Here is a 25,095-nt window from a genome sequence, read left to right on the forward strand (position 1 = left end):
GCCTGCGCGAGGTCCAGGCGGTGGACTACCAGGCCTTGCGCGAACGCGACATCGAGCGGCTCGCCGACTTGGTCGAGCGCCACCTGGATACCGGGCGATTGCTCGCCCTCTGCGGAGAACCCCATGCGTGACCTGATCCTTGGCGGCGCCCGTTCCGGCAAGAGCCGCCTGGCCGAGCGCCTGGCCGCCGAGAGCGGGCTGGCGGTGAGCTACATCGCCACCGCCCAGGCCGGCGACGGCGAAATGGGCCGGCGCATCGCCGAGCACCGCGCGCGCCGCCCGGCCCACTGGCGAACCCTGGAAGAGCCCCTGGCGCTGGCGGCGACGCTGCGCAGCGAGGCCGAGGCCGGACGCTGCCTGCTGGTCGACTGCCTGACCCTGTGGCTGACCAACCTGCTGCTCTGCGACGATCCCCAGCGTCTCGACGGCGAGCGCGAGGCGCTGCTGGAATGTCTCGGCGCGCTGCCGGGACGGATCATCCTGGTCAGCAACGAAACCGGGCTCGGCGTGGTGCCGCTGGGCGAACTCAGCCGGCGCTACGTCGACGAGGCCGGCTGGCTGCACCAGGCCATCGCCGAACGCTGCGAACGGGTGACCTTCACCGTCGCCGGCCTGCCCATGCCGTTGAAAGGAGAACCGCTATGAGTCTGCAATGGTGGCGCGACACCTGCCGCGAGGCGGACCCGCAGATGCGCCGGCGCGCGGCCGAACGCCAGGACCGGTTGACCAAGCCGCGCGGCTCGCTGGGCCGCCTGGAGCAGGTGGCGATCGACCTGGCGGCGTTGCAGGGGCGCGAACGACCGAGCCTGGAGAGGCTCTGGGTGACGGTCTTCGCCGGCGACCACGGGGTGGTCGCCGAGGGCGTCTCGGCCTATCCGCAGGCGGTCACCGGCGAGATGCTGCGCAACTTCGTCCGCGGCGGCGCGGCGATCAGCGTGCTGGCGCGCGAACTCGGCGCCGGCCTGGAGGTGGTCGACCTGGGCACCGCCGTCCCCCTGGAAGCCTTGCCCGGCGTGCGCCACCTGCGCCTGGCGGCGGGTACCGCGAACTTCGTCGAGGCCCCGGCGATGGGCGCCGAACAGTGCCTGCTGGCGCTCGAGGCCGGGCGCGAAAGCGTGCGCCGCGCCGAGCAGGCCGGCAGCCAGCTGTTCATCGGCGGCGAGATGGGCATCGGCAATACCACTGCGGCGGCGGCCATGGCCTGCGCGCTGCTGGATGCGCCGGTGAGCGCGCTGGTCGGGCCGGGAACCGGGCTGGACGCCAGCGGCGTGGCGCACAAGACCGCGGTGATCGAGCGCGCCCTGGCCCTGCACGGCGCCCATAGCGCCGACCCCTTCGAAACCCTCCGCCGTCTCGGTGGGCTGGAGATCGCCGCGCTGGCCGGCGCCTACCTGGCCTGCGCGCAGAAAGGCATGGTCGCCCTGGTCGACGGCTACATCTGCAGCGTCGCGGCGCTCTGCGCGGTGCGCCTGAACCCGGCCTGCCGCGACTGGCTGCTGTTCGCCCACAGCGGTGCCGAGCCGGGCCATCGGCATGTGCTCGAAGCCCTGGCGGCGCAACCGCTGCTCGACCTCGGCCTGCGCCTGGGCGAGGGCAGCGGCGCGGCTCTGGCGGTGCCGCTGCTGCGCCAGGCCTGCGCGCTGCACGCGGGGATGGCGACCTTCGCCGAAGCGGCGGTCTCGGACCGCCCGGCATGAGCCTGCGCCTGGACCTCCTGCGGCATGGCGAAACCGAGTCCGGCGGCGGTTTCCGCGGCAGCCTCGACGACGCCTTGACCGCGCGTGGCTGGGCGCAGATGCGCACGGCGGTGGAAGGCGGACGCTGGGACCTGCTGGTCAGCTCGCCATTGCAACGTTGCCGCGCCTTCGCCGAGGAACTGGCGCAGCGCCAGGGGATCGAGCTGGAACTGGAAAACGATCTGCGCGAACTGCATTTCGGCGCTTGGGAGGGGCGCTCGGCGGCCAGCCTGATGGACGGCCACAGCGAGGCGCTCGGCCGCTTCTGGGCCGATCCCTACGCCTTTACCCCGCCGGGCGGCGAGCCGCTGTCCGAGTTCGAGGCGCGGGTGCTGGCCGCCCAGCGACGCCTGCTCCAGCGTCATGCCGGCCGTCGTGTGCTGCTGGTGACCCATGGCGGCGTCATCCGTCTGTTGCTCGCTCGCGCCCGTGGCTTGCCGCGCGAGCGCTTGCTGCAGGTGGACGTCGGTCATGGCGCACTGTTCGGCCTGCGCGCCGGAGAGGGCGACGATCGCTGGCACGAATGCCGGGAAGGGGAATAGCCATGCGCGAAGCCTTGCGCTCACTGCTGGTCGCCTTGCAGTTCCTCACCCGCCTGCCGGTGCGCCTGTCGGCGATGCCGACGCCGGAACAGTTCGGCCGCGCGGTGCTCTGCTATCCACTGGTCGGGGTGCTGATCGGCGTCGTGCTGTACGCCGCGGCGCGGTCGCTCGACGGTACGCCGCCGCTGTTGCAGGCAGCCTTGCTGCTGAGCCTGTGGGTAGCGCTGAGCGGCGCGCTGCACCTGGACGGCCTGGCCGACATGGCGGACGCCTGGATCGGCGGGCTGGGCGACCGCGAGCGGACCTTGGCGATCATGAAGGACCCGCGCAGCGGCCCGGTGGCGGTGGTGGTCCTAGTACTGGTCCTGTTGTTGAAGTTCTCCGCCCTGGCGGCGCTGCTCGGCCAGGGCGAGGCCGGGTTGTTGCCGCTGGCCCCGTGGTTGGCGCGCAGCAGCCTGCCGCTGCTGTTCCTGACCACGCCCTACGCGCGCCCCGGCGGTCTCGGCCAGGCCATCGCCGAGCACCTGCCGGCGCGCAGCCTGCCGTGGGTGCTGGGGGTGAGTTTCGGCCTGGCCCTGGCGTTCGGCCTGGCCGGCCTGCTGGCGTTGCTGGTGACGCTGATGCTCTTCGCCTGGCTGCGCAGCCGTTTCCTCGCGCGCCTCGGCGGCACCACCGGGGACACCGCCGGCGCGCTGGTCGAACTTACCGAGTGTGCGGTGCTGGTGGCGCTGGCTCTGTAGCCGGACGCGGCTGGCGCAGGACCGCCATGGCGATGAGGAAGAGCAGCGCGGCGGCGGCCAGTAGCACGGCGACGAAGGCCTGGTCGAAAGCCTGCCGGGCAAGCTCGACGAGCCGCGACGCGACCTCCGGCGCCAGGCCCTCGGCGACCAACAGGGCGTCGTCGAGGCTGTCGCGGACCCGCGCCGGCAGCTCGGCCGAGGGCAGCCTCAGCGACATCCCGTAGACGAAACTCATCAGGCTGCCGAGCAGGGTCACGCCGATCACCCCGCCCAGTTCGTAGGACACGTCTTCGATGGCGGCCGCCATTCCGGAACTCTGTTCGTCCACGTTGAGCATCACCGCGGTGGAGGCGGCGGTCATCGCGCCGCCGAAGCCGACGCCGAGCAGCACCAGGCTGGCCAGTTGCGCTCCGGTGGCGGACTGGTAGGACAGGGCCAGGCCGAGCAATCCGGCGCTGCCGAGCAGCAGGGAGGCGCACATCACCCGGTTCTCGCCCCAGCGCGGCACCAGCCAGCCGGCCAGCGGCCCGACCACCAGCGAGGCCAGCGGGATCGGCAGGACGAACAGGCCGGCCTTCAGCGGCGTCAGGCCCTGCACCAGTTGCAGGTGCTGGCTGAACACCAGTTCCATGCCGACCAGCGCCATGGTCGCCACCAGGGCCACCGCGACGCCGCGGGCGAAGCGCCGGTTGCGGAACAGCGCGAAGTCGATCATCGGCTCGCGGGCGCGGCGCTGGCGGCGGACGAACAGGTACAGGCAGAGCATGCCGCCGAGCGCGGCGAGGACGGCCAGCCCGAAGTCCGGGGCGCGCGCGCTGAGTTCCTTGATTGCATAGACCACCCCGACCAGGCCGAACATCACCTGCAGCGAGCCGAGGGCGTCCCATGGTCGCCGTGACTGGCCGCCGCAGGCGGGGATGGCCGGCAGCGCCAGCAACAGGGCGATGGCCACCACCGGGACGTTGATGAGGAACACCGAGCCCCACCAGAAGAACTCCAGCAGCACGCCGCCGACCACCGGCCCCAGCGCCGCGCCGGCAGAGGCGACGGAGGCCCAGATGCCGATGGCCAGAGCGCGTTCGCGTTCGTCCTGGAAGACATGGCGGACGATCGACAGGGTCGCCGGCATCATCAGCGCCGCGCCCACCGCCAACCCGGCGCGGGCGGCGATCAGCGCCGCGGCGCTGGGGGCGAAGGCGGCGCACAGCGAGGCCAGGCCGAACAGCGGCAGGCCGGCGAGGAACAGCCGCTTGTGGCCAAGGCGGTCGCTGAGCAAGCCGGCGCCGGGCAGCAGGCCGGCGACCACCAGCGGATAGGCGTTGACGATCCAGAGCTTCTCCGCGGCCGTCGCACCGAGGTCGTGGGTCAGGCGCGGCAGGGCCGTGTAGAGCACGGTCATGTCGATGATGATGAGGAACAGGGCGCTGGAGACGATGGCCAGGACCAGCCAGCGGTTCTGCCGGAACATGGGATAACCTCTGTGGCGAACGGTTCTTCGCTCGCCGTGGATAACGGGAATTGCGCGCCACGGGCGGACGCGTGAAAATATAAATACATACGTATGGATTTAAACTCAAGAGGTAGCCATGGGACGCCGACGAACGATCGACCGCGACCAGTTGCTCGATGCCGCCGAGGCGGTGATCGCCCGCGAGGGCGCGGCCGGCCTGACCATCGATGCGGTGGCGAAGGAAATGGGCATCACCAAGGGCGGCGTGCAGTACTGCTTCGGTACCAAGGACGCGCTGATCGACGCGATCTTCGAGCGCTGGGGCAAGGCCTACGACAGCCTGTTCGAAGCGGTGGCGGGGAAGCAGCCGACGCCGCTGACGCGGGTTCGCGCGCATGCCGAGGCGACCCAGCGTTCGGACGAGTTGTCCAGCAGCAAGGCGGCGGCGCTGATGGCGGCGCTGATCCAGACGCCCGAGCACCTGGAGGGCAGCAACCAGTGGTATCGCAGCCGCTTGGAAGGCCTGGACCTGTCCGCACCCGAGGGGCGCCGTGCGCGCCTGGCGTTCCTGGCGGTGGAGGGCGCCTTCATGTTGCGCTACTTCCGCCTGATGGACATTGGCCAGGAGGAATGGGACTCGATGCTCGACGACGTTCGTGCGTTGTTGCTGACCCCGGCTGGCGCCAGCGGAGACTGAGGCTCCGCTGGCGCGCTGCGGGTGGTCGCCTCAGTCGAAGGCGAAGTGCTCGCTCTTCAGGTCCATGATCGAACCGGTCGGCTTCGCCATCGCCGCCGCGTGGCCCTTGGCGCGCGGAAGCAGGCGGGCGAAGTAGAACTCGCTGGTGGCGATCTTGGCCTTGTAGAAGTCCGCCGACTCGCTGCCGCCCTGGCGCAGTCGCCGGCGCGCAGCGGCTTCCTGGAGGGCCCAGGAATAGGCCAGCGTGGCGTAGCCGGAGAACATCAGGTAGTCGTGGCTGGCGGTGCTCACCAGATCGCGTTGCTTGCGCGCGCTGAGGGCAATGCGCAGGGTCAGCAGGTTCCATTGGGCGCAGAGCTTGAGCAGCACCAGGGCGCGGCCGCGCATGCGCGGCTCGTTCTTCAGCAGGTCGACGGCGAACCGGGTCACGCCCCTGGTGAAGTCGCGCACGGCCTTGCCCTGGGTCATCAGCAGGACCTTGCGGCCGAGCAGGTCGAGGGCCTGGATGCCGGTGGTGCCTTCGTAGAGGGTGGCGATCCGCGCGTCGCGGACGATCTGCTCCATGCCGTGTTCGCGGATATAGCCGTGGCCGCCGAACACCTGCATGCCGAGGTTGGCGCTTTCCAGGCCGAGTTCGGTCAGGCAGCCCTTGAGGATCGGCGTGAGGAAGCCGAGCTTGTCGTCCCAGCGTTCGTATTCGGCGTCGTCGTTGCTGAGGATGCCCTGGATCATCCGGTCGGCGTACTGGGTGGCCAGGTAGACCAGCGCCCGGCCGCCTTCGGCGATGGCCTTCTGGGTCAGCAGCATGCGCCGCACGTCGCCGTGGTGCATCAGGCTGTCGGCGACCTGGTCGGGTTCCTTGGTCCCGGAGAGCGCGCGCATGGAGCGGCGTTCGCGGGCGTAGGCGAGGGCGCCCTGGTAGGCCAGCTCGGCGGTGGCCACGCCCTGGATGGCGGTGCCGATGCGGGCGCTGTTCATGAAGGTGAACATGCATTCCAGGCCCTTGTTCGGCGGTCCGATGAGGAAGCCGGTGGCGCCGTCGAAGTTCATCACGCAGGTGGCCGAGGCCTTGATCCCCATCTTCTTCTCCAGCGCGCCGCAACTCACGCCGTTGCGCGGGCCGAGCGCGCCGCCTTCGCCGGGAAGGAACTTGGGCACGATGAACAGGGAAATGCCGCGGGTGCCCTTCGGTGCGTCCGGCAGGCGGGCGAGCACGATGTGGACGATGTTCTCGGTCAGGTCGTGTTCGCCGGAAGAGATGAATATCTTCGTCCCGCTGATGGCGTAGCTACCGTCGGGGTTGGCCTCGGCGCGGGTCTTCACCTGGCCGAGATCGGTGCCGCACTGCGGCTCGGTGAGGCACATGGTGCCGCCCCAGCGGCCCTCGGTGAGCGGAACCAGGTAGGTCTGCTTCTGTTCCTCGGTGCCGTGCTGCATCAGGGTGTTCATCGCGCCGAGGGAGAGGCCGGGATACATGGAGAACGGCCAGTTGGCTGTGCCCATCATCTCCTGCTTGAGCGCGCCGAGGCTCATCGGCAGGCCCTGGCCACCGTACTCCACCGGGTGCGAGAGGCCCTGCCAGCCGCCGGCGACATAGGCCTCGTAGGCTTCCTTGTAGCCCTTCGGCGTCCGTACTTCGCCGTTCTCCAGGTGGCAGCCTTCCTCGTCGCCGCTGTGGTAGAGCGGGGCGATCACTTCCTCGCAGAGCTTCGCGCATTCGCCGAGGATCGCATCGACCATGTCCGGCGTGGCTTCGGCTCCGTTGACGAGGTTGCGGTAATGCTCGGGGAAATCGAAGACTTCGTTGAGCAGGAAGCGCGTGTCGCGCAGCGGGGCTTTGTAAACGGGCATGGCTACCTCGGCGATGGATGGAGGGCGCCGGGTGCTCCCGGTCGCCGCTGACAGCGCGAGTTATAGGCCAGCGCCCGGCGTCCGGCCTTGGCAGGGGCAACAGACGGCGTTGGCAGTTCGGACAATCCGCTTGACCGACGAGAGGTACGGGTATATACACGCATCCATGCTACCGACCCAATGCCTCTGTACCAAACTGCGTCGCGCCGCCCGCAGCGTTTCCCGCTTCTACGACGAGGCGCTGGCCGATACCGGCCTCAAGGTGGCGCAGTTTTCCCTGCTGCGGCACCTGCGGCGCCTGGACCGGCCGAGCATTTCCGAACTCGCCGAAGCCATGGGACTCGACCGCAGCACCCTCGGTCGCAACCTGCGGGTGCTGGAAGGCGACGGCCTGCTGCGCCTGACCGGTGGCGAGGACCAGCGCAACCGCCTGGTCGAGCTGACGCCTGCCGGGCTGGATGCCCTGGAACGCGGAACGCCGGCCTGGGAAGACGCGCAGCGGCGTCTCGCCGGGCGCCTTGGCGAGGAGCGCAGCGGCGCCTTGGCGGCGTTGCTGGTGGAACTGGAGCGACTGGACTGACAACCGACGAAGCCTCTCGCCGAGGCGCTTCGTTCACGATAAAGCGGGTATATACCCGTAGATGGAGCGACCCATGCCGCGTGCCGCCTTCTGGATCCTGCTGTCCGGAGCCCTGATCCTCGCCCTGTCCCTCGGCGTGCGACATGGTTTCGGCCTGTTCCTCGCGCCGATGAGCGCCGACTTCGGCTGGGGCCGCGAAGTCTTCGCCTTCGCCATCGCCTTGCAGAACCTGGTCTGGGGCCTGGCCCAGCCGTTCACCGGGGCGCTCGCCGACCGCTACGGCGCGGCGCGGGCGGTGCTGGTCGGGGGCCTGCTGTACGCCCTCGGCCTGGTCCTGATGGGACTCTCGCAGTCGGCCAGTGGGCTGTCGCTGAGCGCCGGCCTGCTGATCGGCCTGGGCCTTTCCGGCACCTCGTTCTCGGTGATCCTCGGCGCCGTCGGCCGCGCAGTGTCGGCGGAGCAGCGCAGCATGGCGATGGGTATCTCCAGCGCGGCCGGCTCCTTCGGCCAGTTCGCCATGCTGCCCGGTACCCTCGGCCTGATCGGCTGGCTGGGCTGGTCCTCGGCCCTGCTCGCCCTGGGCCTGCTGGTGGCGCTGATCGTGCCGCTGGCCGGGCTGATGAAGGATCGCCCGTTGCCGCCGCAGGGCCACGAACAGAGCCTCGGCGAAGCGCTGCGCGAGGCCTGCGCGAATTCCGGGTTCTGGCTGCTGGCGCTGGGCTTCTTCGTCTGCGGCTTCCAGGTGGTGTTCATCGGCGTACACCTGCCGGCCTACCTGGTCGACCAGCACCTGCCGGCGCAGGTCGGCACCACGGTGCTGGCGCTGGTCGGGCTGTTCAACGTGTTCGGCACCTACATCGCCGGCTGGCTCGGCGGGCGCTGGTCGAAGCCGCGCCTGCTGACCGCGCTGTACCTGGTGCGCGGGGTAGTGATCGTGCTGTTCCTCTGGCTGCCGCTGAGCGTCTACAGCGCCTACGCCTTCGGCGTGGCCATGGGGCTGCTGTGGCTGTCCACGGTGCCCCTGACCAACGGCACCGTGGCGACCCTGTTCGGCGTGCGCAACCTGTCGATGCTCGGCGGCATCGTGTTCCTCTTCCACCAGTTGGGCGCCTTCCTCGGCGGCTGGTTGGGCGGGGTGGTCTACGACCGCACCGGCAGCTACGACCTGGTCTGGCAGTTGTCGATCCTTCTAAGCCTGCTCGCGGCGCTGCTCAACTGGCCGGTGCGCGAGCGTCCGGTGGCGCGCCTGCAGGTGGCCGGAGGCGCGGCGTGAAGCTGGCCTGGCTGCTCGCCGCCGGGGCGCTGCTGGGACTCGCCTGGTGGGGCTGGCAGCGTGGCGGACTGGCGCTGCTGGAACTGGGCATGGGCGCATGCTGATAGGTGGCGATAGGCGCGGGGAAGGGTAAGCTGGGACATTCGTCGCCAAGGAGCCATTCCATGAAACCTCGCGTGCTGTTGTCCGCCCTGGCGCTCGCCGGGCTGCCGCTGAGCGGCTGGGCCGCCGATTGCCCGGAACTGTTGCAGGGCCAGTTGACCAAGCTGCGTTCCAAGGAAAGCATCGATCTTTGCCAGCGTTACGCCGGCAAGCCGCTGGTGGTGGTCAACACTGCCAGCCACTGTGGCTTCACCCCGCAGTTCAAGGGGCTTGAGGCGCTCTACCAGCGCTACAAGGGGCAGGGCCTGGAAGTGCTCGGGGTACCCTCCGACGACTTCAAGCAGGAAGCCGCGGATACCGCCGAGACCGCGAAGATCTGCTATGGCAACTACGGCGTGACCTTCGCCATGACCCAGCCGCAGCACGTGCGCGGCGACGAGGCGATCCCGCTGTTCCGCCAGTTGGCCGAGCAGAGCGGCCAGGCGCCGCGCTGGAATTTCTACAAGTACGTGGTGGATCGCCAGGGCAGGGTGGTCGCGCAGTTCTCCAGCAAGACCACCCCGGACGATCCGCAGCTCCAGGCCGCCATCGAGAAGGCCATCGCCAGCCAGCCCTGAGGGTCGGCCAGGCATGAAAAAGCCGGGCAATGCCCGGCTTTTTCGTTGGCGCGTGCGATCAGAAACGATAGGTGACCTGGGCGGTCAGGCCATGCGCGCTGTTGTCGTACTTGGCGCTGTAGGCCGGCTGCAGGGCGCTGCCTTCCTGGTTGACGCCGGCGGTGGTTTCCCACAGGTAGGCGTAGGCCACGTCGACGGTCAGGTCCTGGTTCGGCGACCAGCCGGCACCGACGGTGAAGACCTTGCGGTCGCCCACCGGGATGCGCACGTTGCGGTCCTCGTTGGTGGTCGGCGAGGGCTCGTAGGCAAAGCCGGTGCGCAGCACCCACTCCGGGGTGGCCTGGTAGGAGGTACCTACCGAGAAGGACCAGGTGTCGCGCCAGTTCAGGTCTTCGCCGATGGTGTTGAAGCCCAGGGCCTGGCCGAGCGCCGGTACGCCGCTGTTGCGCACCTCGATCTTCTCCAGGCGGCTCCAGCGGGTCCAGACGGCGCCCAGGTAGCCCGTCCACTTGTCGTCGAACTTGTGGGTGATGGAGGTATCCACCGACTCCGGCAGGGTGATGTCCAGCTTGGCATCGTACTTGCCGTTCAGGCCCAGGGCACCCGGAGCGTTCTTCACTTCGGTGTTGCCGCCCAGGTGGTACTTGACCTTGGAGTGGTAGGTCAGGCCCCAGGTGGTGTCGTCGGTCAGGTCGACCATCACGCCGACGTTGTAGCCGATGGCAGTGTCGTCGCCCTTGATGTTGATCTTGGTATCGCCGTTGCTGCCGAGCAGGCCATTGGTGGCCAGGGTGTTCTTCAACTGGCCGTCGATGCGGTTGAAGGTCGGACCGAAGCCGACGGAAACCTTGTCGTTGATCTTCCAGGCGATGGTCGGCTGCACGGTGATCACCTGCACCTTGCTATAGGAGCCGTGGGAACTGCCCATGAAGCCGTTTTCGTAATCGTTGATGATGCCGTAGGGCACGTAGATGCCCAGGCCGAAAGTGAAATCTTCGTTGATCGGCGTGGAGAAGTAGCCGAACGGTACGGCGGCCAGCGGTACCGAGTCGCCCTTGTTGCTGCCCTGGGCGGTGCTGTGGGCCTGGCTGATGTCGTCCTTGGCCTTGACGATGGCCAGACCGCCGCTGACTTCGGTGCGTTTCAGCTTGGACAGGCCGGCCGGGTTGCCGTAGATGGTGCTGGCATCGAGCGCGGACGAGGCGCGGCCGGCGTAGGCGGTGCCGGCGCCGCTGGCGCTCTGTTCGTTGATGGCGATGCCGTTGGCGAGGGTGTAGGTCGAGACAGCGCTAATGGTCAGTGCGAGAGAGGTTTTAAACCATATTGTTTTCATTGTTGGAGCAACTCCTGTGTATAACGGCGCGCAAACTACCAAGATTCCCAGACCGGCGCCAGTGTTCCGAAGTTCCGCAGGGTGCGGAACAGAGCGGTTGGCTCCGGTGCCAGTGAAGCGAAGGTAGCGCAACCGTTCGTGTCTGTATGTAAAAAATTTTCTGACCGGTTGGTCTGTTTCGGACGCGGGATTTTTCCATTCGCCGTCAGGCGACCTGGCTGAGGCTGCCGATGCAGCGTTGCCAGGCGTCGATGAACTCGTGCAGGCGACCGTGCGGCTGGAATACCTGGCGCCACACGCGAGCCTGGGCGAGGTGGTCGTGCTGGTCGGGCAGCGGCAGTCGCGCGGCTTCCACCAGCGACCAGGCGATGGCCGTGCTGTAGCGCAGGTTCACCGTCAGTTCCAGGTGCGGCGCGGCGAGGAAGGCATGCTGGCTGGCCAGGCCGCGGACCCGGCTGGCGCGCTCCGGGTCCAGCGCCAGGTACTGGTCCCAGAGCTGCTGGTGGCGTTCGCTGGCGATGCGGTACAGGCCGTGGCCACGGCGGTCGTCGAGGGCGCTCCCGAGCGCCGACTGGCAGGCCGCCGCGCCCAGCAGCAGCGCTTCGGCGGCGGGGCTGTGGCAGGACAGGTAGTCCAGGGTCGGGCGTATCACGTGCTGGCAAAGATCGTTGGCGGAAATACCCATGACGGCCTCGCGCAAGGTGGATCGGCGGGGCCGGGCAGTTTGGCAGCTTCTATTCCGATGGCCCCGCCGATAGCGGACTTAGCCGCTTGATTTGAAGTGTAGTGAAACAAGTCAGCTGTAAAGGACTGTTTTTAAATTGTTTCCAGCTTTAGAGAACGGCTGATATGCCCGCTGGAAATTAAACCGGCGCGTCCTTGCTTCGCTTGTGCTGGGCGGCATTCTCAGCCCCTGCGCAGGCTGTAGAGGAAGTCGCGGATGATGGCTTTCACTTCATTGGCCGCTTGCCGCTTGTTGCGTGCATCGCGAAGACTCATCGCGGCCTGGGTAAGGAAGCCGTAGAGCTGGCCGACCAGGGTTTCCCGGCGGTAGTCCTTGAGTTCGCCACTGGCCGCCAGTTCGTCCACCAGACGCCCGACGTAGCGCAGCGTATGGCGCGAGTCGATGCGTTTCCATCGCTCCCAGCCGACGACCGTGATCACCTCCTGCAGCGACAGTTGCCGCTTGCCGCGCGCCATCACGCTGTCGATGAAGGCCTCGGCCAGCGCGGCGGCCTCCGCCCACTTGTCGACCTGCGCCGGCACCCTGTCCAGGTCCTCGGCGATCGTCCGTACCTGGCGTTCGTAGCATTCGGCGAGCAGTTCCTGCTTGCTGCCGAAGTGGTGGTAGAACGCGCCCTTGGTCACGCGCGCCTCGCGGGCGATGGCGTCGATGGAGACGCCGCCATAGCCATGTTCGATGAAGGCGGAGAGGGCGTTTTCCAGCAGCGCCTCGCGGGTCGCCTCGGCATTTTCCTGCTGCCTGCTCTTGATATTCATACTGTTGCCTTCTTACATACCGTCGGTATGTTCATGCTAGCACGCCTGGCGATCCGTCGAGCATTGCGTCCGTCCCGGCTGCTCGAGCCCGCACGGCAAAGGAGAGCGCGAATGAGTACCGCAGTGGAGATCGCCTGCCGTGACGGTGTGCGCCTGGTCGGCGACCACTTCCCGGCCGTCGGCGATGCGCAGGGGAGCATCGTGGTGGCCTGCGCGCTCGGCGTCAGGCGCGCCTTCTACCAGCGCTTCGCCGTCCTGGCCGCGGCTTCCGGCTACGAGGTGCTGTTGTTCAGCTACCGCGGCAGCGAAGGCGACGACCCGGCCGCGGCTAGCTATCGCCTGGCCGACTGGGGGCGCGAGGACATCGATGCGGCGCTGGCCTGGTGCCGAGCGCACGCGCCGGAGCTACCGCGCTATTTCGTCGGCCACAGCATCGGCGCGCAGTTGCTCGGTCTGGCTGGACAGGCCAGCGGATTGAGCGGCGCCGCGTTCGTCGCCGGTTCGTTTCCGTACTGGAGGCGCTGGCGAGGCAGGCAGCGCTGGCAGATGTTCGGCCTGTTCTGCGTGGTGGTGCCGCTACTGACCGGACTGCTCCGCCGCTTTCCCAGCCGTTTCTTCGGCCTCGGCAGCCTGGATATGCCGAGTCATTTCATGCGCGACTGGGCGCGCTGGGTGCGGCAGCCGGACTACCTCCTGGCACCGCGCTTCGGGTTGCGGCGGCAGGGTTACGAGGCGCTGGACATCCCCGTCGCCAGCTTCCTGTTCGAGGACGACGACTACGTGCCCTGGGCTGCGGCGGAAAAGCTTCACCAGGTCTATGCCGCGGCGCGCCTGGAGTTGCGTCGCAAGGAGCGGTCGGAGGGGGCGGTCGGGCATTTCGGGCTGTTCCGCAACGAGGCGTTGCAGAAGGAGTTGCTCGACTACTTCAGGAAGCTGCCCGACGCGGCGTAAGCCGCGTCCGAGCGTATGGCGTCAGTCGCCGGTGGCGACCGGGCGGTGCGGGTCGGTGATCCACTCGCTCCACGAGCCGGCGTAGAGGCGCGGAAGCGGGAAGCCGGCGAGGCTCAGGGCGAACAGGTTGTGGCAGGCGGTGACGCCGGAGCCGCAGTAGGCGACCAGCTCGTCCACCGGGCGACCGCGCAGCAGGGCGGAGAACCGCTGGTGCAATTGTTCCGGCGGAAGGAAGCGGCCGTCGCTGCCAAGGTTGTCGGTGAAGGCGGCGCACTGGGCACCGGGAATGTGTCCGGCGACCGGATCTATGGGCTCGACTTCGCCACGGAAGCGCGGCTGCGCGCGAGCATCGAGCAGCGCCAGTCCGGGTTGGCCCAGTTGGGCCTGGAGGGTGGCGGCGTCGATCAACAGCGAGGCATCGGGCTGGCCCTGGAAATCGCCGGGTCGAAGACTGCTTTCGCCATTGGTCAGTGCCAGCCCCGCAGCCTTCCAGGCCGCCAGGCCGCCATCGAGGAGGTAGACCCCATCGCGCTTGCCCAGCCAATGCAACAGCCACCAGGCGCGGGCGGCGAATGCGCCGGGGCCGTCGTCGTAGAGCACCACCTGGCTATCCTGGCGCAGGCCCCAGGCTTGTAGCTTGAGCGCTAGCTCGGCGGGATCCGGCAGCGGATGGCGACCGGTCACGCCCTTGCGCACGGGAGCGGAAAGATCCCGTTCGAGGTCGGCGAAATGCGCGCCGGGAATGTGGTTCTCCTGATAGACGCGGGCACCGTAGGACGGGTCTTCGAGGGCGAAACGGCAGTCGAGGACCAGCAGGTCGGGTTCGCTGAGGCGGGCGGCCAGTTGTTGCGCGGTCAGCAGTTGGGCGGACGACATCGCGGACTCCTTGGGTCGGGAAGCAAAGCCGGTGGCGGATGGGTGGATCATGCCCCTTGGACCGCGTCGCGTCATCCCGGCGTCGCGCGGCGAGGCGGAGAAATGGCGAAAGGAAAGGGCCGGCTCCAGGCGGGGAAGATTCTTACTCGGTCATCAGCCTCGCCCGGCAGCGAGGTATTTGTCCAGACATGCAGAATCGGCACGTTCCGAGGTATCCGCTCCTGTGTTCTATCCCTCGGAACGCTTGTCCGATTGGCTTGGCCCGGCGCTTGCGCCGGGCTTTTTTTCGTCTCGTTTCTCTCAGGGGATCGCCAGGCGGCCGATCCGGTCGTTTTCCAGGCTGCCGAAGTAGAGCTGGTCGCCCACCGGCTTCGCCGAGGTGATCATGCGCAGGTGGTGGCCGCTGGTGTCGTGCAGGCTGCGGACGATCCTGCCCTGTTCGTCGATGGCGATGACCAGCCCGTAGGCAGTGGGCTTCGGCAGGAACATGCGCGGCAGCTTGGCCAGCTGCGCCTTCAGCCAGGGATGTCGGTGGAGGAAGTCGGCGTCGGCCTTGCGCGGGGTCGGCAGGGCCACCCAGAAGGTACCCTTGCGGTCGCCCTGGAGGTTGTCCGGCAAGCCCGGCAGGTTGTCGATGAACACCTCGTGCTGGCCAGCCTTCTCGCCTTTCAGCCAGTAGCGGGTGATGCGATAGCGGTAGGTCTCGTTGACCAGTACGAAGTCCTCGTTTGCCGAGAGTGCCACGCCATTGGCGAAGTACAGGTCCTTGAGCAGCACCTCGGTCTTGCCGGTGGACGGGTCGTAGCGCAGCAGGCGGCCGTGCGGTCGGGCCTCGAGCAGGTCGAGGATGTAGTCGGGCTGGTGGAACTTGCTGGAAGCGTCGCTGAAGTAGATGCGGCCGTCGCTGGCGATGTCGAGGTCGTCGGTGAAGGCGAAGGGGACGCCGTCGGCCTCGGTGGCGAGGGTTTCCACCTTGCCCTGCGGATCGATGCGAAGCAGGCCTTTCCAGGCGTCGGCGAGGATCAGGTTGCCGGCGGCATCGAAGTCCATGCCCAGCGGGCGGCCGCCGGTGTCGACGAAGGTCTCGACCTTGCCGCTGGCGTCCAGGCGTACCACGCGGCCGTCGGCGAGACCGGCATAGACGCGGCCCTGGCTGTCCACGGCGGTGTCCTCGGGGCCGTGCAGTTGGCCCTGGCCAAGCAGCTCGGCCTTCATCAGGGTGTCGTTGGGTTCGAGGACCCCGGTCATCTGCGGAGCGGCCGGGGCATCCCAGGCGAGCGGGTCGATCGGGCTGGTCTTCAGGGCCAGGTAAAGAGCCGCGCCAGCCAGCAGGAGGACGATTATTCCGCTGAGCTTCTTCATGCAGTTCCCTTGTTCGGATTGTCGGACAAGGGGCGGAGTATGGACATTCGCTACGTTCATCGGCAAGCGCGGTGCCGAGCGGAATGCTCGCAGGGCGCGAGGCTCTATATAATGCGCCGCACTTGACCAAGGAGATGTTCGTGACCGCGCCCGAAATCCAGTGGATCCGCGATGATGCCAGCCTGGCGCAGCAATGCCGGGAATGGCGCACACAGCCGTACCTCGCGCTCGATACCGAGTTCATGCGCGTCGATACCTTCTATCCCGCGGCCGGTCTGGTGCAGGTGGGCGATGGCCGGCAGGAGTGGCTGATCGATCCGCTGCTGATCCAGGACTGGAGTCCCTTCGCCGAACTGCTCGAAGACGAGCGGGTGGTGAAGGTGCTGCACGCCTGTAGCGAAGACCTTGAGGTGTTCCTGCGCCTCACCGGCAGCCTGCCGGTGCCGCTGTTCGATACGCAGTTGGCCGCCGCCTATCTCGGCATGGCCCATTCGATGGGCTATTCGAAGCTGGTGAAGGAGGTGCTGGACATCGACCTGCCCAAGGACGAGACCCGTTCCGACTGGTTGCAACGGCCGCTCACCGAGATGCAGATGCGCTACGCCGCCGACGACGTCCAGCACCTCGCCCAGGTCTACCTGGCCCTGGATGCGCGGCTGAGCGAGGAGAAACGCGCCTGGCTGCTGGAGGACGGCGCCGAACTGGTCGCCAACCTCTGCCGCGAGAGCGATCCGCGCGAGGCCTACCGCGAGGTCAAGCTGGGTTGGCGGCTGCGTCCGCAGCAACTGGCGGTGCTCCGCGAACTCTGCGCCTGGCGCGAGGAGCAGGCACGCCTGCGCAACCGGCCGCGCAACCACGTGCTGCGCGAACGCACCCTGTGGCCGCTGGCGCGCCTGCTGCCGAAGAACAAGACCGACCTGGCGGCGATCGAGGACATGCATCCGCGCACCGTGCGCCAGGACGGCGACTTCCTCATCGAACTGATCGCCCAGGCTGCGCGCCTGCCGCAGAGCGAATGGCCCGAGGCGCTGCCCGAGCCGCTGCCGCCGGAGGTCACCCCGCTGCTCAAGAGCCTGCGCGCCATCGGCCAGCGCGAAGCGGAGACCCTGGGCATGGCGCCCGAGCTGATGCTGCGCAAGAAGATCCTCGAGGCACTGCTCAAGAGCGGCTATCCCGACGGTCCCTACGAACTACCCGATTCCCTCCGCGGCTGGCGCCGCGAACGCATGGGCCAGGCCCTGCTGGACGCCCTGGAGAGCGCATGAAACGAATCTGTTCCGTTTACAAGAGCCCGCGCAAGAACGAGATGTACCTCTACGTCGACAAGCGCGAGGCGTTGAGCCGCGTGCCCGAGGCCCTGCTGGTGCCGTTCGGCGCGCCGCAACATGTCTTCGACCTGCTGCTCACCCCCGAGCGCCAACTGGCCCGCGAGGATGTCGCCAAGGTCCTGGAGAACATCGAGAAGCAGGGCTTCCACCTGCAGATGCCGCCGGGCGAAGAAGAGTACATCGAGCATCTCCCGGAAGAGTTGCTGCGCATGAACGACCCGCTCTGACGCGAGCCGTACCCCGCTGGCGCCGGCTTACCGGCGCCACTTTCACGACGTGAAACCCGCTCTGTGCAAGGCTGCGCCTTCGGTGCATGATGTCCGCAAGATGTCGCACGATAGCGGAACCCCTGGCAGCGACCGTGGTCTACCAGCGCCAATCCTGCTGCTCTCGAGGGCTTCCCTCCAGGAGCCGTGATGCATGAAAGAACAATATTCTCCGGCCTGATCGCCAGCCCTTGTCCGGCTTGGCAGTGTGACCCATGCGCTTGCTGATTCTCGAACGTGACCACGCTCTCTATGCCGCGCTGCTGATGGCGGCCGACCCCAGCCTGAAGGTGGTGGCGGGGGACGACCCCCTGCAACTCATCGACGCCGCCAGCGAGTGCTCGATCTGGCTCGGCCAGCCCGACCTGGTGGCGCAGATGCTGCGCCAGGGCGTGCATCCGGTCTGGGTGCAGTCGACCTGGGCGGGCATCACGCCACTGCTGGCCGCCGACCTGCCGAAGGATTACAGCCTGACACGCGCGGTAGGCATCTTCGGCCAGGTGATGAGCGAATACCTGCTGACCTACATGCTCGCCCACGAGCGCCAGTTCCTCGGCCGGCTGGCCAGCCAGGTCGGTTCGCAATGGGATAGCCGCACGCCTGGCGGGTTGCGTGGCCGGCAGGCGGTGATCGTGGGTACCGGGGAGATCGGCCAGGCGGTGGCGCATACCCTGTCCGGCTTCGGCATGGACCTGACCGGGGTGGCGAAGAATCCGCGTTCGCTGGTGCCGTTCAACCGCATGGGCTCGCTCGACGACCTCGGTCGCCTGGTGGAGACGGCCGACTACCTGATCAACCTGCTGCCCGACACCCCCGATACCCACGACATCTACGACCGTGCGCTGTTCGCCCGGCTCAAATCCACGGCGCTGTTCATCAACGCCGGGCGTGGCGTCGCGGTGGTGGACGCCGACCTGGTGGCAGCACTGGAGAACAACCAGCTGGCCGGCGCGGTGATCGACGTCTGCCGCGAAGAGCCGCTGCCGGCCAATCACCTGTTCTGGCATACCCCGCGCCTCTTGCTGACCGGCCACACCGCCGCGCCGACCCTGCCGGGGGCGATGGTCGAACTGTTCCGCGACAACCTCGCGCGCTTCTGGGCGGGCACCGCCATGCGTGGCGAGGTGGACTTCGCTCGCGGCTACTGAGCCGCGTTCCCTCAGGCGGCGAGCGGGAGCAGCGGATTCACCTCGACGGTGATGTGCACCAGTTCCTCATGCTCGGCCAGGCGGCGCTTGAAGTAGTCGGCGCTGCCTTCCTCGGTGGTCAGCAGACTCAGCAGGCAGGCGTACCTGCCCTGGCCGACCTGCCATAGGTGCAGGTCGAGCAGTTCCGCCGGCAGCGGGCTGCTGGCGATCGCCGCGCGGATTTCCGCAGCCACCGGCGCGTCCATCTGCGCATCCAGCAATACCCGGCTGCTCTGCCGGATCAGGCCGCATGCCCAGACACTGACCAGTACCGCGCCGACGATACCCATCAGCGGGTCCAGCCAGGCCGCGTTCCACAGCAGGCCGCCGGCCAGCGCGACGATCGCCAGCAGCGAGGTGGCGGCATCCGCCAGCACGTGCAGGTAGGCGGCGCGCAGATTCAGGTCGTGTCCGTGGGCATGATGGTCGTGGTCGTGGTCGTGGTCGTGGTGCGAGTGGCCGTGCCCGTGGTGGGCATGGCCGTCGCGCAGCAGCCAGGCGCAGGCGAGGTTGACCAGCAGGCCGAGCGCGGCGACCAGCATCGCCTGCTGGTAGTGGATCGGGCTGGGGTCGAGCAGGCGTTCGACCGACTGATAGAGCATCAGCCCGGCCACCAGCAGAAGCAGCAGGGCGCTGGTGTAGCTGCCGAGCACCTCGATCTTCCAGGTACCGAAGCTGAAGCGCGGGTCGTTGGCATAGCGCCGTGCGGCGCCGTAGGCGAGTATCGCAAGACCCAGGGCCAGGGCATGGGAACTCATGTGCCAGCCGTCGGCAAGCAGGGCCATGGAGTTGAACAGCCAGCCGCCGGCGATTTCCGCGACCATCATGCAGGCGGTGAGCAATACCGCCCAGCGCGTGTTGCGCTCGGCCAGCGGGTTGCCCTGGTCGAACCGATGGGAGTGGCGCAGGGGCCGGGTAGTCGGGGTGCCGGGCATTGGCTACTGTCCTGTCGAGACGTCGAAAATATACTATACCCCAGTATATTACCTTGAGGAGAGAGCGGTGGCCCATACCATCCATGGGAAGAAGAAGCTCCTGGCGCGGGTGCGCCGCATCGCCGGGCAGACCCGGGCGCTGGAGCAGGCGCTGGAAGAGGGCAGCGAATGCGCGGCAGTGCTGCAGCAGATCGCGGCGATCCGCGGTGCGGTGAACGGCCTGATGAACGAAGTGCTGGAGGGGCACATCCGCGAACACCTCGGCGCCGAGCAGGCGAGCGCGGAGCAGCGTCGCGAAGACCTGGAGCTGGTGGTGACCGCGCTGCGCTCCTACCTGAAGTAGTCATGTGCCGGCCGGTGCTTGGCCTGGAAGGGGCGGGGGACTAGACTATCGCGCCTTTTCACCAGCCCCCGATGCCATGGCCGCCAAAGTCGAACCCTTCTGGAAACGCAAGACCCTCGCCCAACTCGACCAGGACGAGTGGGAGTCGCTGTGCGACGGTTGCGGCCTGTGCTGCCTGCAGAAGCTCGAGGACGAGGACGACGGCAGCGTCTACTACACGCGTATCGCCTGCAAGCTGCTCGACCTGCAAAGCTGCCGCTGCACCAACTACGCCGAGCGCATCCGTTTCGTCCCCGACTGCATCCAGCTCACCCCGGCGCAGGCCGACGAGTTCCAGTGGTTGCCGCCGACCTGCGGCTATCGCCTGGTTGCCGAAGGCAAGGACCTGCCGCTCTGGCACCACCTGGTCTGCGGCGACCCGGAGCGGGTCCACAAGGAACGCATTTCCCAGTCCGGGCGCATGCTCAGCGAGACCCAGGTGGCCGAGGACGACTGGGAGGACTACCTGATCTTCCGCGCCGGCTGAGCTCGCGTCCGTCGCACTTCCTTACCTTGTGAAATGATATGTATTATCATTCGCATATTTGCGAAGGGACTTCCGTATCCGACGGAAGCGGGGAGGCGAGGTGTTGCAGCGGGTCAACGGCGCGGGGGGCGCCGCCGGAGGATGCACGGATGGATGAGCGCTTCCGTGGTTCCGTCTCGCATGCCTATCAGGCGTTCCATGGCGAGTTGCTGCGCTTCCTGCGCAAGCACCTGGGCAGTTCGGCGGACGCCGCCGACCTCGCCCAGGATACTTTCGCCCAGTGGCTGAAATGGCCGGGCCGGCAATCGGTCGAGCAGCCGCGCGCATTTCTTTTCCAGATCGCCCGCAACTTGTTGCGCGACCATTGGCGCCGGCAGCAGAGCCGCGGCCAGGATCTCGACCGGCCGGCGGCGAACGACGAACCCGCCGCGCTGGAAGGCGAGGCGGCCGGGCCGGGCGAGCGTTTCGAACAGCAGCAGCGCCTCAGCCACCTGGCGGCCGCGCTGGCCGAGCTGCCGCCGCGGCGGCGCGAAGCGTTCGTCCTGCACAAGTTCGACGGCCTGTCCCAGGTCGAAGTGGCCGAGCGCATGGGAATCTCCCTGAGCATGGTGGAAAAGCACATCGCCAGCGCCTTGCTGCACTGCAAGCGGCGGCTTGGCCAGGGAGGCGAAGGATGAAGCCGCTGGAACGACTGGAACCGCTGTTCGCCGACGAAACCGAAGAGGACATCGATCACCGCGCCGCCTACTGGTTCAGCCGGCGTCGTTCCGGGCATTTCAGCGCTGCCTGCCGGGCCGAGCTGGAGGATTGGCTATGCGCCGATCCGCGCCATCGCGAAGCGCTCGAGGGCATGGAGCGGCTCTGGCGCGAATTCGACGGCCTGCCGCGCCCGGCGCTGGACGATATTCCCGAACCGGTGCCGGCCTGGCGCCTGCCCCGGGCGCTGGCGGCGGCGTTCTTCGTGTTCTGCGCGCTGCTCGTCGCCACCCTGTTCTGGCGCGACCAGTCGCTCGGGCCGAACCTCGCCTACGGCACGGCGCCTGGCGAGCAGCGCGAGGTGGTCCTGGCGGACGGCTCGAAGCTGTTCCTCGACGTCGATACCCAAGTGCAGGTGCGTTACGCCGAGCGCACCCGCGACGTGCTGTTGAAGAAAGGCGAGGTGTTCTTCGTGGTCAGCCACGATCCGGCCCGGCCGTTCCGGGTCGGCAGCGGCGACAGCCGGGTCACCGTACTCGGTACCCAGTTCAGCGTCCGGCGCAACGCGCAGGCCCTCGCCGTGGCGGTGAAACAGGGGCGCGTGGCGTTGCAGCCGTCCCTGGAGAAGGATGCCGAACATGTGCTGCTGGCTGGCGACAGCGCGCGCCTGGACCTCGCCGACCAGCGCCTGGAACTCGGCCATGTGGCGCCGGAGCAGGTCGCCAGTTGGCGCGATGGGCAACTGGTGTTCCGCGACAAGCCGCTGGGCGAACTGGTGGAGGAACTGTCGCGCTATCGTGCCGCGCCGATCCGCCTGGGAGATCCCCGGCTTGCCGACAAGCGGGTCTCCGGTACGGTGCGGATCGCCCGCCCCGACGATTTTCTCCTCGCTCTGCCGGCGCTATTGCCGGTGCGGGTACAGCCGCAGGCTGGCGGTGAGGTGCTGATCCTGGCGCGCTGAGGCGCGTCGTCAGCATTAATGAAAATATTTTTCATTCGCATATGTGGGTTTTTCTCCCTGCTGCGTCTTCTCTGCTGTCCGTCGCCGCTGCCGGCGACATCCAGCAGTCACTTGGGGAGAGTTCCAGCATGACCTTGCCTTTCACCCGCGCCGCCTGGCGCCCGCTGTGTTCCGCCGCCGTGCTCGGCGCCGCGTTGTGGGCCGCCGGCGCCAGCGCTGCCGAACGACGCTTCGACCTGCCGGCGCAGCCGCTGGCCGCCTCGCTGTCGCGCCTGGCGCAGCAGGCGCAGGTCCAGGTGCTGTTCGACGAGTCGCTCCTGCGGGGCCTGCGCGCTCCGGCGCTGAGCGGCAGCTACGGGGTGCGCGAGGCGCTGGAGCGGTTGCTGGTCGGTTCCGAGCTGGAGCTGGTGGAGGCGGGCGGCGGCTACGTGGTGCGCCAGCGCCAGGTCGACGCCTACAGCGACAACGCACTGCAACTGGACGCGCAGACCATCGTCGGCAACGGTCGCGAAGTGGACGCCAGCAACGTCGGCCGTTCGACCCTGACCCGGCGGGATATCGAACGCCAGCAGGCGGACAACATCCCCAGCCTGCTGCAGACCCTGCCCGGAGTGACCATGGGCGGCTCGCCCAAGCCGGGCGGACAGACCACCAACATCTGGGGCCTGGGTGACGCCGAGGACGTGCCCTATACCCTGGACGGCGCGCAGAAGAGCGGCTTCGAGCGTTACCAGCAAGGCACCGTGTTCATCGAACCGGAAATGATCAAGCGCATCGAGGTGGAGAAGGGGCCGCACTCGGTGTTCACCGGCAATGGCGGCTTCGGCGGCACCGTGCACATGGAGACCAAGGACGCGCCGGACCTGCTGCGCGAAGGCCGCGACGTCGGCGCCATGCTCAAGTACGGCTATCACTCCAACGACCAGCAGAAGATCTACTCCGGCGCCGTGTTCGGTCGCAGCGAAGACCGCCGCGTCGATGCCCTGCTCTACCTCAACGGCCGCGACGGCCGCGACATGAAGCTGGCCGACAACCTGCCGCTGTCGCCCACCGACTACCCGATCAACCCCAAGCGCCTGCCCAACAGCGCCCAGGACGAGAAGACCGGCCTGTTCAAGCTCAACCTGCACCCCACCGAGGAGCACGACCTGGGCTTCACCTACCTGCGCTCGAAAAGCTCGCGCTGGACGCCGTTCTCCGCCAGCAGCTACCCGACCCCGCCGAGCCAGTGGACCATCGACCGTTACGGCTACGAGCTGGGCCTGACCCGCCTGCTGGCCCACCGCGATACCACCGACACCACCTGGACCGGCAAGTACAACTACCATCCGCTGGACAACCCCTGGATCGACCTGCAACTGAGCTATTCCGACGCCCGCACCGAGCAACTCGACCGTCGCGAGGACACCGCCTTCTACCAGCTCGCCACCGGCGGCAAGCGGATGCGTACCGAGTACCAGGACAAGGTCCTGGAACTGCGCAACACCAGCCGTTTCGATACCGGAGCGCTACAGCACGAGCTGACCCTGGGCGCGGCGCTGCACAAGCACAAGCGCGACATCCTCATGCACATGCCGGGCAAGACCTATGAGACCCCGCGCTACAACTACGGCTGGCTGCAACCGGCATTCATGCCGGCCGGCAAGCAGGACACGCAGAGCTTCTACATCCAGGACGCGATCACCTACGGCAGCCTGACCGTCACTCCATCGATGCGCTTCGACAGCGTGCGCAACGACGGCCAGGCCAACCTGGCGCCGATCTACGACAATCCCAAGCTCGGCCATGACTATCGCGCCCAGACCTACTCCGGCTGGTCGCCGCGGCTGTCGGTGTTCTGGACCGCGACGCCGAACCTGGCGTTCTTCGCCGACTACACCGAGACTTGGCGAGCGCCGGTGATCGACGAACAGTACGAAGTGCAGAACAGTTCGACCATCGGCGGCAGCAGCCGCGACCTGGACGCCGAGCGCATCCATGCGATCCGTGGCGGCAGCGTGATCAACCTGCCGGACCTGCTGGTCGCCGGCGACAGCCTGCAGATCCGCACCACGTTGTTCCAGAACCGCATCAAGGACGAGATATTCCGCACCCGCAGCGTCGGCTGCCGCCAGCAGTCGATCGACAACGGTAGTATCGGCGGTAGCTGCGGCGACATGCTGCCGCTGAGCAACTACCGCAACCTGCCGGGCCTGACCATCAAGGGCTTCGAAATCGAGAGCTTCTACGACAGCCAGCGGCTGTTCGGCAGCCTGTCCTACTCGTGGATGACCGGCAAGCACGATGGTGCCTACAGCAATCCCTGGGGACCGAACGTGTGGGCGCGCGACATCCCGCCGCCGAAGTGGGTGGCCATGCTCGGCCTGAAGGTTCCGGAATGGGACGCCAAGCTCGGCTGGCAGGGCGAGTTCGTGCGCAAGACCGACCGCCTGCCCAGCGATCGCTACAGCGGCGGGATGGGTACCGGTTCCGGCGATATCTACTGGGATCACGCGGCCAACGACAGCTACGACACCCATCGGCTGTTCGCCGAGTGGGTCCCGGCCAAGCTGGGCCTGAAGGACACCCGCATCGACTTCACCGTGGACAACCTGTTCAACCGCTCCTATCGCCAGCCGCTGGGCGGCGACCTGGTCTACAGCCAGGGACGCAACGCCAAGATCAGCGTCACCCAGTTCTTCTGAGGGGCGTCAGCGCACCGAACCGATGCGCCGGGTGTCCTCGGCATACCAGACGACGAACACCCGGCCGACCAGGTCGGCGCGCGGTACGTAGCCCCAGTAGCGGCTGTCGTTGGAGTTGTCGCGGTTGTCGCCGAGCATGAAGTAGTGGCCGGCGGGGACGGTCCGCTCGGCCATGCGCAGGGAGTCCGGCTGGCGCAGCGCCTGCTGCGCCAGGTAGGGCTCGGTCACCTGGTGGTCATTGACGTAGAGCCGGCCGCCATCGATCCGCACGCGATCGCCGGGTATCCCGGCGATGCGCTTCACATAGGCGATGCTGCGCTGCGGCGGGAAGCGGAACACCACCAGGTCGCCGACCTGCGGGTCGGCGAAGGCGTAGCGCGCGGCGTTGGCGAGGATGAAGTCGCCCTGTTGCAAGGTCGGTTCCATCGAGCGCGAAGGGATCTTGTACAGCGCCACGCCGAGGAGCCGCGCGCGCGGGTCGAGACTGGCGGTGCCGAACGGATTCGCCAGGTAGACGGCCAGCATGATCGCGGCGAGCAGGCCCATGGCGGGCCAGAAG

Annotated in this window: 27 protein-coding genes; 18 read left to right on the forward strand and 9 right to left on the reverse strand. The window is 67.8% G+C overall.

Annotated elements, in window-relative coordinates; all coding sequences use genetic code 11:
- The 5 genes from FFS27_RS33475 to FFS27_RS01250 all read left to right on the forward strand — a co-directional run.
- Positions 1-131: hypothetical protein (locus FFS27_RS33475; protein ID WP_256659432.1), on the forward strand; the 131-nt coding region annotated here is incomplete at its 5' end.
- Positions 124-645, forward strand: coding sequence for a bifunctional adenosylcobinamide kinase/adenosylcobinamide-phosphate guanylyltransferase (gene cobU, locus FFS27_RS01235; protein ID WP_003162533.1), 522 nt, complete (start codon positions 124-126; stop codon positions 643-645). The genes FFS27_RS33475 and cobU, both read left to right, overlap by 8 nt.
- On the forward strand, positions 642-1,697 hold the full coding sequence (gene cobT, locus FFS27_RS01240) for a nicotinate-nucleotide--dimethylbenzimidazole phosphoribosyltransferase (RefSeq protein WP_034013871.1): 1,056 nt from the start codon (positions 642-644) through the stop codon (positions 1,695-1,697). The genes cobU and cobT overlap by 4 nt, the downstream gene beginning before the upstream one ends.
- Positions 1,694-2,278 carry an alpha-ribazole phosphatase family protein gene (gene cobC, locus FFS27_RS01245; protein ID WP_021263940.1) on the forward strand — a complete coding sequence of 195 codons (585 nt, stop codon included), beginning with the start codon at positions 1,694-1,696 and terminating at the stop codon, positions 2,276-2,278. The genes cobT and cobC overlap by 4 nt, the downstream gene beginning before the upstream one ends.
- Before the next feature lie 2 nt (positions 2,279-2,280).
- On the forward strand, positions 2,281-3,018 hold the full coding sequence (locus tag FFS27_RS01250) for an adenosylcobinamide-GDP ribazoletransferase (protein WP_003082605.1): 738 nt from the start codon (positions 2,281-2,283) through the stop codon (positions 3,016-3,018).
- Here FFS27_RS01250 and FFS27_RS01255 read toward each other — a convergent pair.
- Positions 2,981-4,486: an MFS transporter gene (locus FFS27_RS01255; RefSeq protein ID WP_137951913.1), complete on the reverse strand. Its 1,506-nt coding sequence runs from the start codon at positions 4,484-4,486 to the stop codon at positions 2,981-2,983. The two genes, FFS27_RS01250 and FFS27_RS01255, sit on opposite strands and share 38 nt — an antisense overlap.
- Before the next feature lie 118 nt (positions 4,487-4,604).
- Here FFS27_RS01255 and FFS27_RS01260 point away from each other — a divergent pair, with 118 nt between their 5' ends.
- A complete protein-coding gene (locus FFS27_RS01260) occupies positions 4,605-5,165 on the forward strand; it encodes a TetR/AcrR family transcriptional regulator (protein WP_003163469.1) in 561 nt (186 codons plus the stop codon).
- Between the two features lie 30 nt (positions 5,166-5,195).
- Here FFS27_RS01260 and FFS27_RS01265 read toward each other — a convergent pair whose 3' ends face one another.
- Positions 5,196-7,016 carry an acyl-CoA dehydrogenase C-terminal domain-containing protein gene (locus tag FFS27_RS01265; protein ID WP_137951914.1) on the reverse strand — a complete coding sequence of 607 codons (1,821 nt, stop codon included), beginning with the start codon at positions 7,014-7,016 and terminating at the stop codon, positions 5,196-5,198.
- A 130-nt stretch (positions 7,017-7,146) separates the two neighbouring features.
- Between FFS27_RS01265 and FFS27_RS01270 the strand changes: the two genes are divergently transcribed.
- From FFS27_RS01270 to FFS27_RS01280, 3 genes are all read left to right on the forward strand, one after another.
- Entirely contained in the window at positions 7,147-7,596 is a 450-nt protein-coding gene (locus FFS27_RS01270; protein WP_003082614.1) for a MarR family winged helix-turn-helix transcriptional regulator, read from the forward strand.
- Positions 7,597-7,669: 73 nt separating this feature from the next.
- The gene (locus tag FFS27_RS01275) at positions 7,670-8,869 is read left to right on the forward strand and encodes an MFS transporter (protein ID WP_034013872.1); all 1,200 of its coding nucleotides are present in this window, start codon (positions 7,670-7,672) and stop codon (positions 8,867-8,869) included.
- Positions 8,870-9,033: 164 nt separating this feature from the next.
- Positions 9,034-9,588, forward strand: a complete 555-nt coding sequence (locus FFS27_RS01280) for a glutathione peroxidase (protein ID WP_003086801.1) — start codon at positions 9,034-9,036, stop codon at positions 9,586-9,588.
- Between the two features lie 58 nt (positions 9,589-9,646).
- Here FFS27_RS01280 and FFS27_RS01285 read toward each other — a convergent pair whose 3' ends face one another.
- The 3 genes from FFS27_RS01285 to FFS27_RS01295 all read right to left on the reverse strand — a co-directional run bounded on the left by FFS27_RS01285 (position 9,647) and on the right by FFS27_RS01295 (position 12,421).
- Positions 9,647-10,921 carry an outer membrane protein transport protein gene (locus FFS27_RS01285; RefSeq protein WP_003133490.1) on the reverse strand — a complete coding sequence of 425 codons (1,275 nt, stop codon included), beginning with the start codon at positions 10,919-10,921 and terminating at the stop codon, positions 9,647-9,649.
- Between the two features lie 205 nt (positions 10,922-11,126).
- A complete protein-coding gene (locus tag FFS27_RS01290) occupies positions 11,127-11,606 on the reverse strand; it encodes a hypothetical protein (RefSeq protein WP_003082640.1) in 480 nt (159 codons plus the stop codon).
- Between the two features lie 221 nt (positions 11,607-11,827).
- Positions 11,828-12,421: a TetR family transcriptional regulator gene (locus FFS27_RS01295; RefSeq protein ID WP_021264483.1), complete on the reverse strand. Its 594-nt coding sequence runs from the start codon at positions 12,419-12,421 to the stop codon at positions 11,828-11,830.
- Positions 12,422-12,532: 111 nt separating this feature from the next.
- Here FFS27_RS01295 and FFS27_RS01300 point away from each other — a divergent pair, with 111 nt between their 5' ends.
- Positions 12,533-13,372 (forward strand): alpha/beta hydrolase family protein, encoded by an 840-nt coding sequence (locus FFS27_RS01300; RefSeq protein WP_021264484.1) that lies wholly within the window; start codon positions 12,533-12,535, stop codon positions 13,370-13,372.
- A gap of 21 nt (positions 13,373-13,393) precedes the next feature.
- Here the strand turns inward: FFS27_RS01300 and FFS27_RS01305 are convergent, their stop codons facing one another.
- Entirely contained in the window at positions 13,394-14,248 is an 855-nt protein-coding gene (locus FFS27_RS01305) for a sulfurtransferase (protein WP_021264485.1), read from the reverse strand.
- Between the two features lie 300 nt (positions 14,249-14,548).
- Entirely contained in the window at positions 14,549-15,610 is a 1,062-nt protein-coding gene (locus FFS27_RS01310; RefSeq protein WP_003082649.1) for an SMP-30/gluconolactonase/LRE family protein, read from the reverse strand.
- Between the two features lie 140 nt (positions 15,611-15,750).
- Here FFS27_RS01310 and rnd point away from each other — a divergent pair, with 140 nt between their 5' ends.
- The 3 genes from rnd (at position 15,751) to FFS27_RS01325 (ending at position 18,352) form a co-directional block, all read left to right on the forward strand.
- Positions 15,751-16,875 carry a ribonuclease D gene (gene rnd, locus FFS27_RS01315; protein WP_003086813.1) on the forward strand — a complete coding sequence of 375 codons (1,125 nt, stop codon included), beginning with the start codon at positions 15,751-15,753 and terminating at the stop codon, positions 16,873-16,875.
- Positions 16,872-17,165: a YcgL domain-containing protein gene (locus FFS27_RS01320; RefSeq protein ID WP_003082651.1), complete on the forward strand. Its 294-nt coding sequence runs from the start codon at positions 16,872-16,874 to the stop codon at positions 17,163-17,165. Before rnd ends, FFS27_RS01320 begins: the two co-directional genes overlap by 4 nt.
- 254 nt (positions 17,166-17,419) lie before the next feature.
- Entirely contained in the window at positions 17,420-18,352 is a 933-nt protein-coding gene (locus tag FFS27_RS01325) for a D-2-hydroxyacid dehydrogenase (RefSeq protein ID WP_003086815.1), read from the forward strand.
- 11 nt (positions 18,353-18,363) lie between these two features.
- Here the strand turns inward: FFS27_RS01325 and aitP are convergent, their stop codons facing one another.
- On the reverse strand, positions 18,364-19,326 hold the full coding sequence (aitP, locus tag FFS27_RS01330) for a CDF family iron/cobalt efflux transporter AitP (RefSeq protein WP_023101411.1): 963 nt from the start codon (positions 19,324-19,326) through the stop codon (positions 18,364-18,366).
- Positions 19,327-19,393: 67 nt separating this feature from the next.
- Between aitP and FFS27_RS01335 the strand changes: the two genes are divergently transcribed.
- The 5 genes from FFS27_RS01335 (at position 19,394) to hxuC (ending at position 24,536) form a co-directional block, all read left to right on the forward strand.
- The gene (locus FFS27_RS01335) at positions 19,394-19,669 is read left to right on the forward strand and encodes a metal/formaldehyde-sensitive transcriptional repressor (RefSeq protein ID WP_003082658.1); all 276 of its coding nucleotides are present in this window, start codon (positions 19,394-19,396) and stop codon (positions 19,667-19,669) included.
- Positions 19,670-19,745: 76 nt separating this feature from the next.
- Positions 19,746-20,195 (forward strand): YcgN family cysteine cluster protein, encoded by a 450-nt coding sequence (locus FFS27_RS01340; RefSeq protein WP_003082662.1) that lies wholly within the window; start codon positions 19,746-19,748, stop codon positions 20,193-20,195.
- Positions 20,196-20,344: 149 nt separating this feature from the next.
- Complete coding sequence (locus tag FFS27_RS01345; protein ID WP_003082669.1) at positions 20,345-20,872, forward strand: RNA polymerase sigma factor; 528 nt, start codon at positions 20,345-20,347, stop codon at positions 20,870-20,872.
- Positions 20,869-21,852 carry a FecR family protein gene (locus FFS27_RS01350; protein WP_003086822.1) on the forward strand — a complete coding sequence of 328 codons (984 nt, stop codon included), beginning with the start codon at positions 20,869-20,871 and terminating at the stop codon, positions 21,850-21,852. The genes FFS27_RS01345 and FFS27_RS01350 overlap by 4 nt, the downstream gene beginning before the upstream one ends.
- Before the next feature lie 128 nt (positions 21,853-21,980).
- A complete protein-coding gene (gene hxuC / locus FFS27_RS01355) occupies positions 21,981-24,536 on the forward strand; it encodes a heme receptor HxuC (RefSeq protein ID WP_014603684.1) in 2,556 nt (851 codons plus the stop codon).
- A gap of 6 nt (positions 24,537-24,542) precedes the next feature.
- Here the strand turns inward: hxuC and lepB are convergent, their stop codons facing one another.
- On the reverse strand, positions 24,543-25,082 hold the full coding sequence (gene lepB, locus FFS27_RS01360) for a signal peptidase I (RefSeq protein ID WP_003133458.1): 540 nt from the start codon (positions 25,080-25,082) through the stop codon (positions 24,543-24,545).
- Positions 25,083-25,095: the final 13 nt, after the last annotated feature.

The sequence above is a fragment of the Pseudomonas sp. 2VD genome (assembly GCF_005503585.1).
Taxonomy (GTDB): Bacteria; Pseudomonadota; Gammaproteobacteria; order Pseudomonadales; family Pseudomonadaceae; genus Pseudomonas; species Pseudomonas aeruginosa.

Excerpts from the sequence above, each read along its gene's own strand:
- FFS27_RS01265 (WP_137951914.1), bottom strand. The coding sequence starts at position 7,016 with ATGCCCGTTTACAAAGCCCCGCTGCGCGACACGCGCTTCCTGCTCAAC.
- FFS27_RS01250 (WP_003082605.1), top strand. The coding sequence starts at position 2,281 with ATGCGCGAAGCCTTGCGCTCACTGCTGGTCGCCTTGCAGTTCCTCACC.
- cobU (WP_003162533.1), top strand. The coding sequence starts at position 124 with ATGCGTGACCTGATCCTTGGCGGCGCCCGTTCCGGCAAGAGCCGCCTG.
- aitP (WP_023101411.1), bottom strand. The coding sequence starts at position 19,326 with ATGCCCGGCACCCCGACTACCCGGCCCCTGCGCCACTCCCATCGGTTC.
- cobC (WP_021263940.1), top strand. The coding sequence starts at position 1,694 with ATGAGCCTGCGCCTGGACCTCCTGCGGCATGGCGAAACCGAGTCCGGC.
- FFS27_RS01305 (WP_021264485.1), bottom strand. The coding sequence starts at position 14,248 with ATGTCGTCCGCCCAACTGCTGACCGCGCAACAACTGGCCGCCCGCCTC.
- cobT (WP_034013871.1), top strand. The coding sequence starts at position 642 with ATGAGTCTGCAATGGTGGCGCGACACCTGCCGCGAGGCGGACCCGCAG.
- lepB (WP_003133458.1), bottom strand. The coding sequence starts at position 25,082 with ATGGGCCTGCTCGCCGCGATCATGCTGGCCGTCTACCTGGCGAATCCG.
- FFS27_RS01345 (WP_003082669.1), top strand. The coding sequence starts at position 20,345 with ATGGATGAGCGCTTCCGTGGTTCCGTCTCGCATGCCTATCAGGCGTTC.
- FFS27_RS01340 (WP_003082662.1), top strand. The coding sequence starts at position 19,746 with ATGGCCGCCAAAGTCGAACCCTTCTGGAAACGCAAGACCCTCGCCCAA.
- FFS27_RS01260 (WP_003163469.1), top strand. The coding sequence starts at position 4,605 with ATGGGACGCCGACGAACGATCGACCGCGACCAGTTGCTCGATGCCGCC.
- FFS27_RS01310 (WP_003082649.1), bottom strand. The coding sequence starts at position 15,610 with ATGAAGAAGCTCAGCGGAATAATCGTCCTCCTGCTGGCTGGCGCGGCT.
- FFS27_RS01280 (WP_003086801.1), top strand. The coding sequence starts at position 9,034 with ATGAAACCTCGCGTGCTGTTGTCCGCCCTGGCGCTCGCCGGGCTGCCG.
- FFS27_RS01295 (WP_021264483.1), bottom strand. The coding sequence starts at position 12,421 with ATGAATATCAAGAGCAGGCAGCAGGAAAATGCCGAGGCGACCCGCGAG.
- FFS27_RS01325 (WP_003086815.1), top strand. The coding sequence starts at position 17,420 with ATGCGCTTGCTGATTCTCGAACGTGACCACGCTCTCTATGCCGCGCTG.
- FFS27_RS01275 (WP_034013872.1), top strand. The coding sequence starts at position 7,670 with ATGCCGCGTGCCGCCTTCTGGATCCTGCTGTCCGGAGCCCTGATCCTC.
- FFS27_RS01350 (WP_003086822.1), top strand. The coding sequence starts at position 20,869 with ATGAAGCCGCTGGAACGACTGGAACCGCTGTTCGCCGACGAAACCGAA.
- FFS27_RS01255 (WP_137951913.1), bottom strand. The coding sequence starts at position 4,486 with ATGTTCCGGCAGAACCGCTGGCTGGTCCTGGCCATCGTCTCCAGCGCC.
- FFS27_RS01290 (WP_003082640.1), bottom strand. The coding sequence starts at position 11,606 with ATGGGTATTTCCGCCAACGATCTTTGCCAGCACGTGATACGCCCGACC.
- FFS27_RS01285 (WP_003133490.1), bottom strand. The coding sequence starts at position 10,921 with ATGAAAACAATATGGTTTAAAACCTCTCTCGCACTGACCATTAGCGCT.
- FFS27_RS01300 (WP_021264484.1), top strand. The coding sequence starts at position 12,533 with ATGAGTACCGCAGTGGAGATCGCCTGCCGTGACGGTGTGCGCCTGGTC.
- hxuC (WP_014603684.1), top strand. The coding sequence starts at position 21,981 with ATGACCTTGCCTTTCACCCGCGCCGCCTGGCGCCCGCTGTGTTCCGCC.
- FFS27_RS01320 (WP_003082651.1), top strand. The coding sequence starts at position 16,872 with ATGAAACGAATCTGTTCCGTTTACAAGAGCCCGCGCAAGAACGAGATG.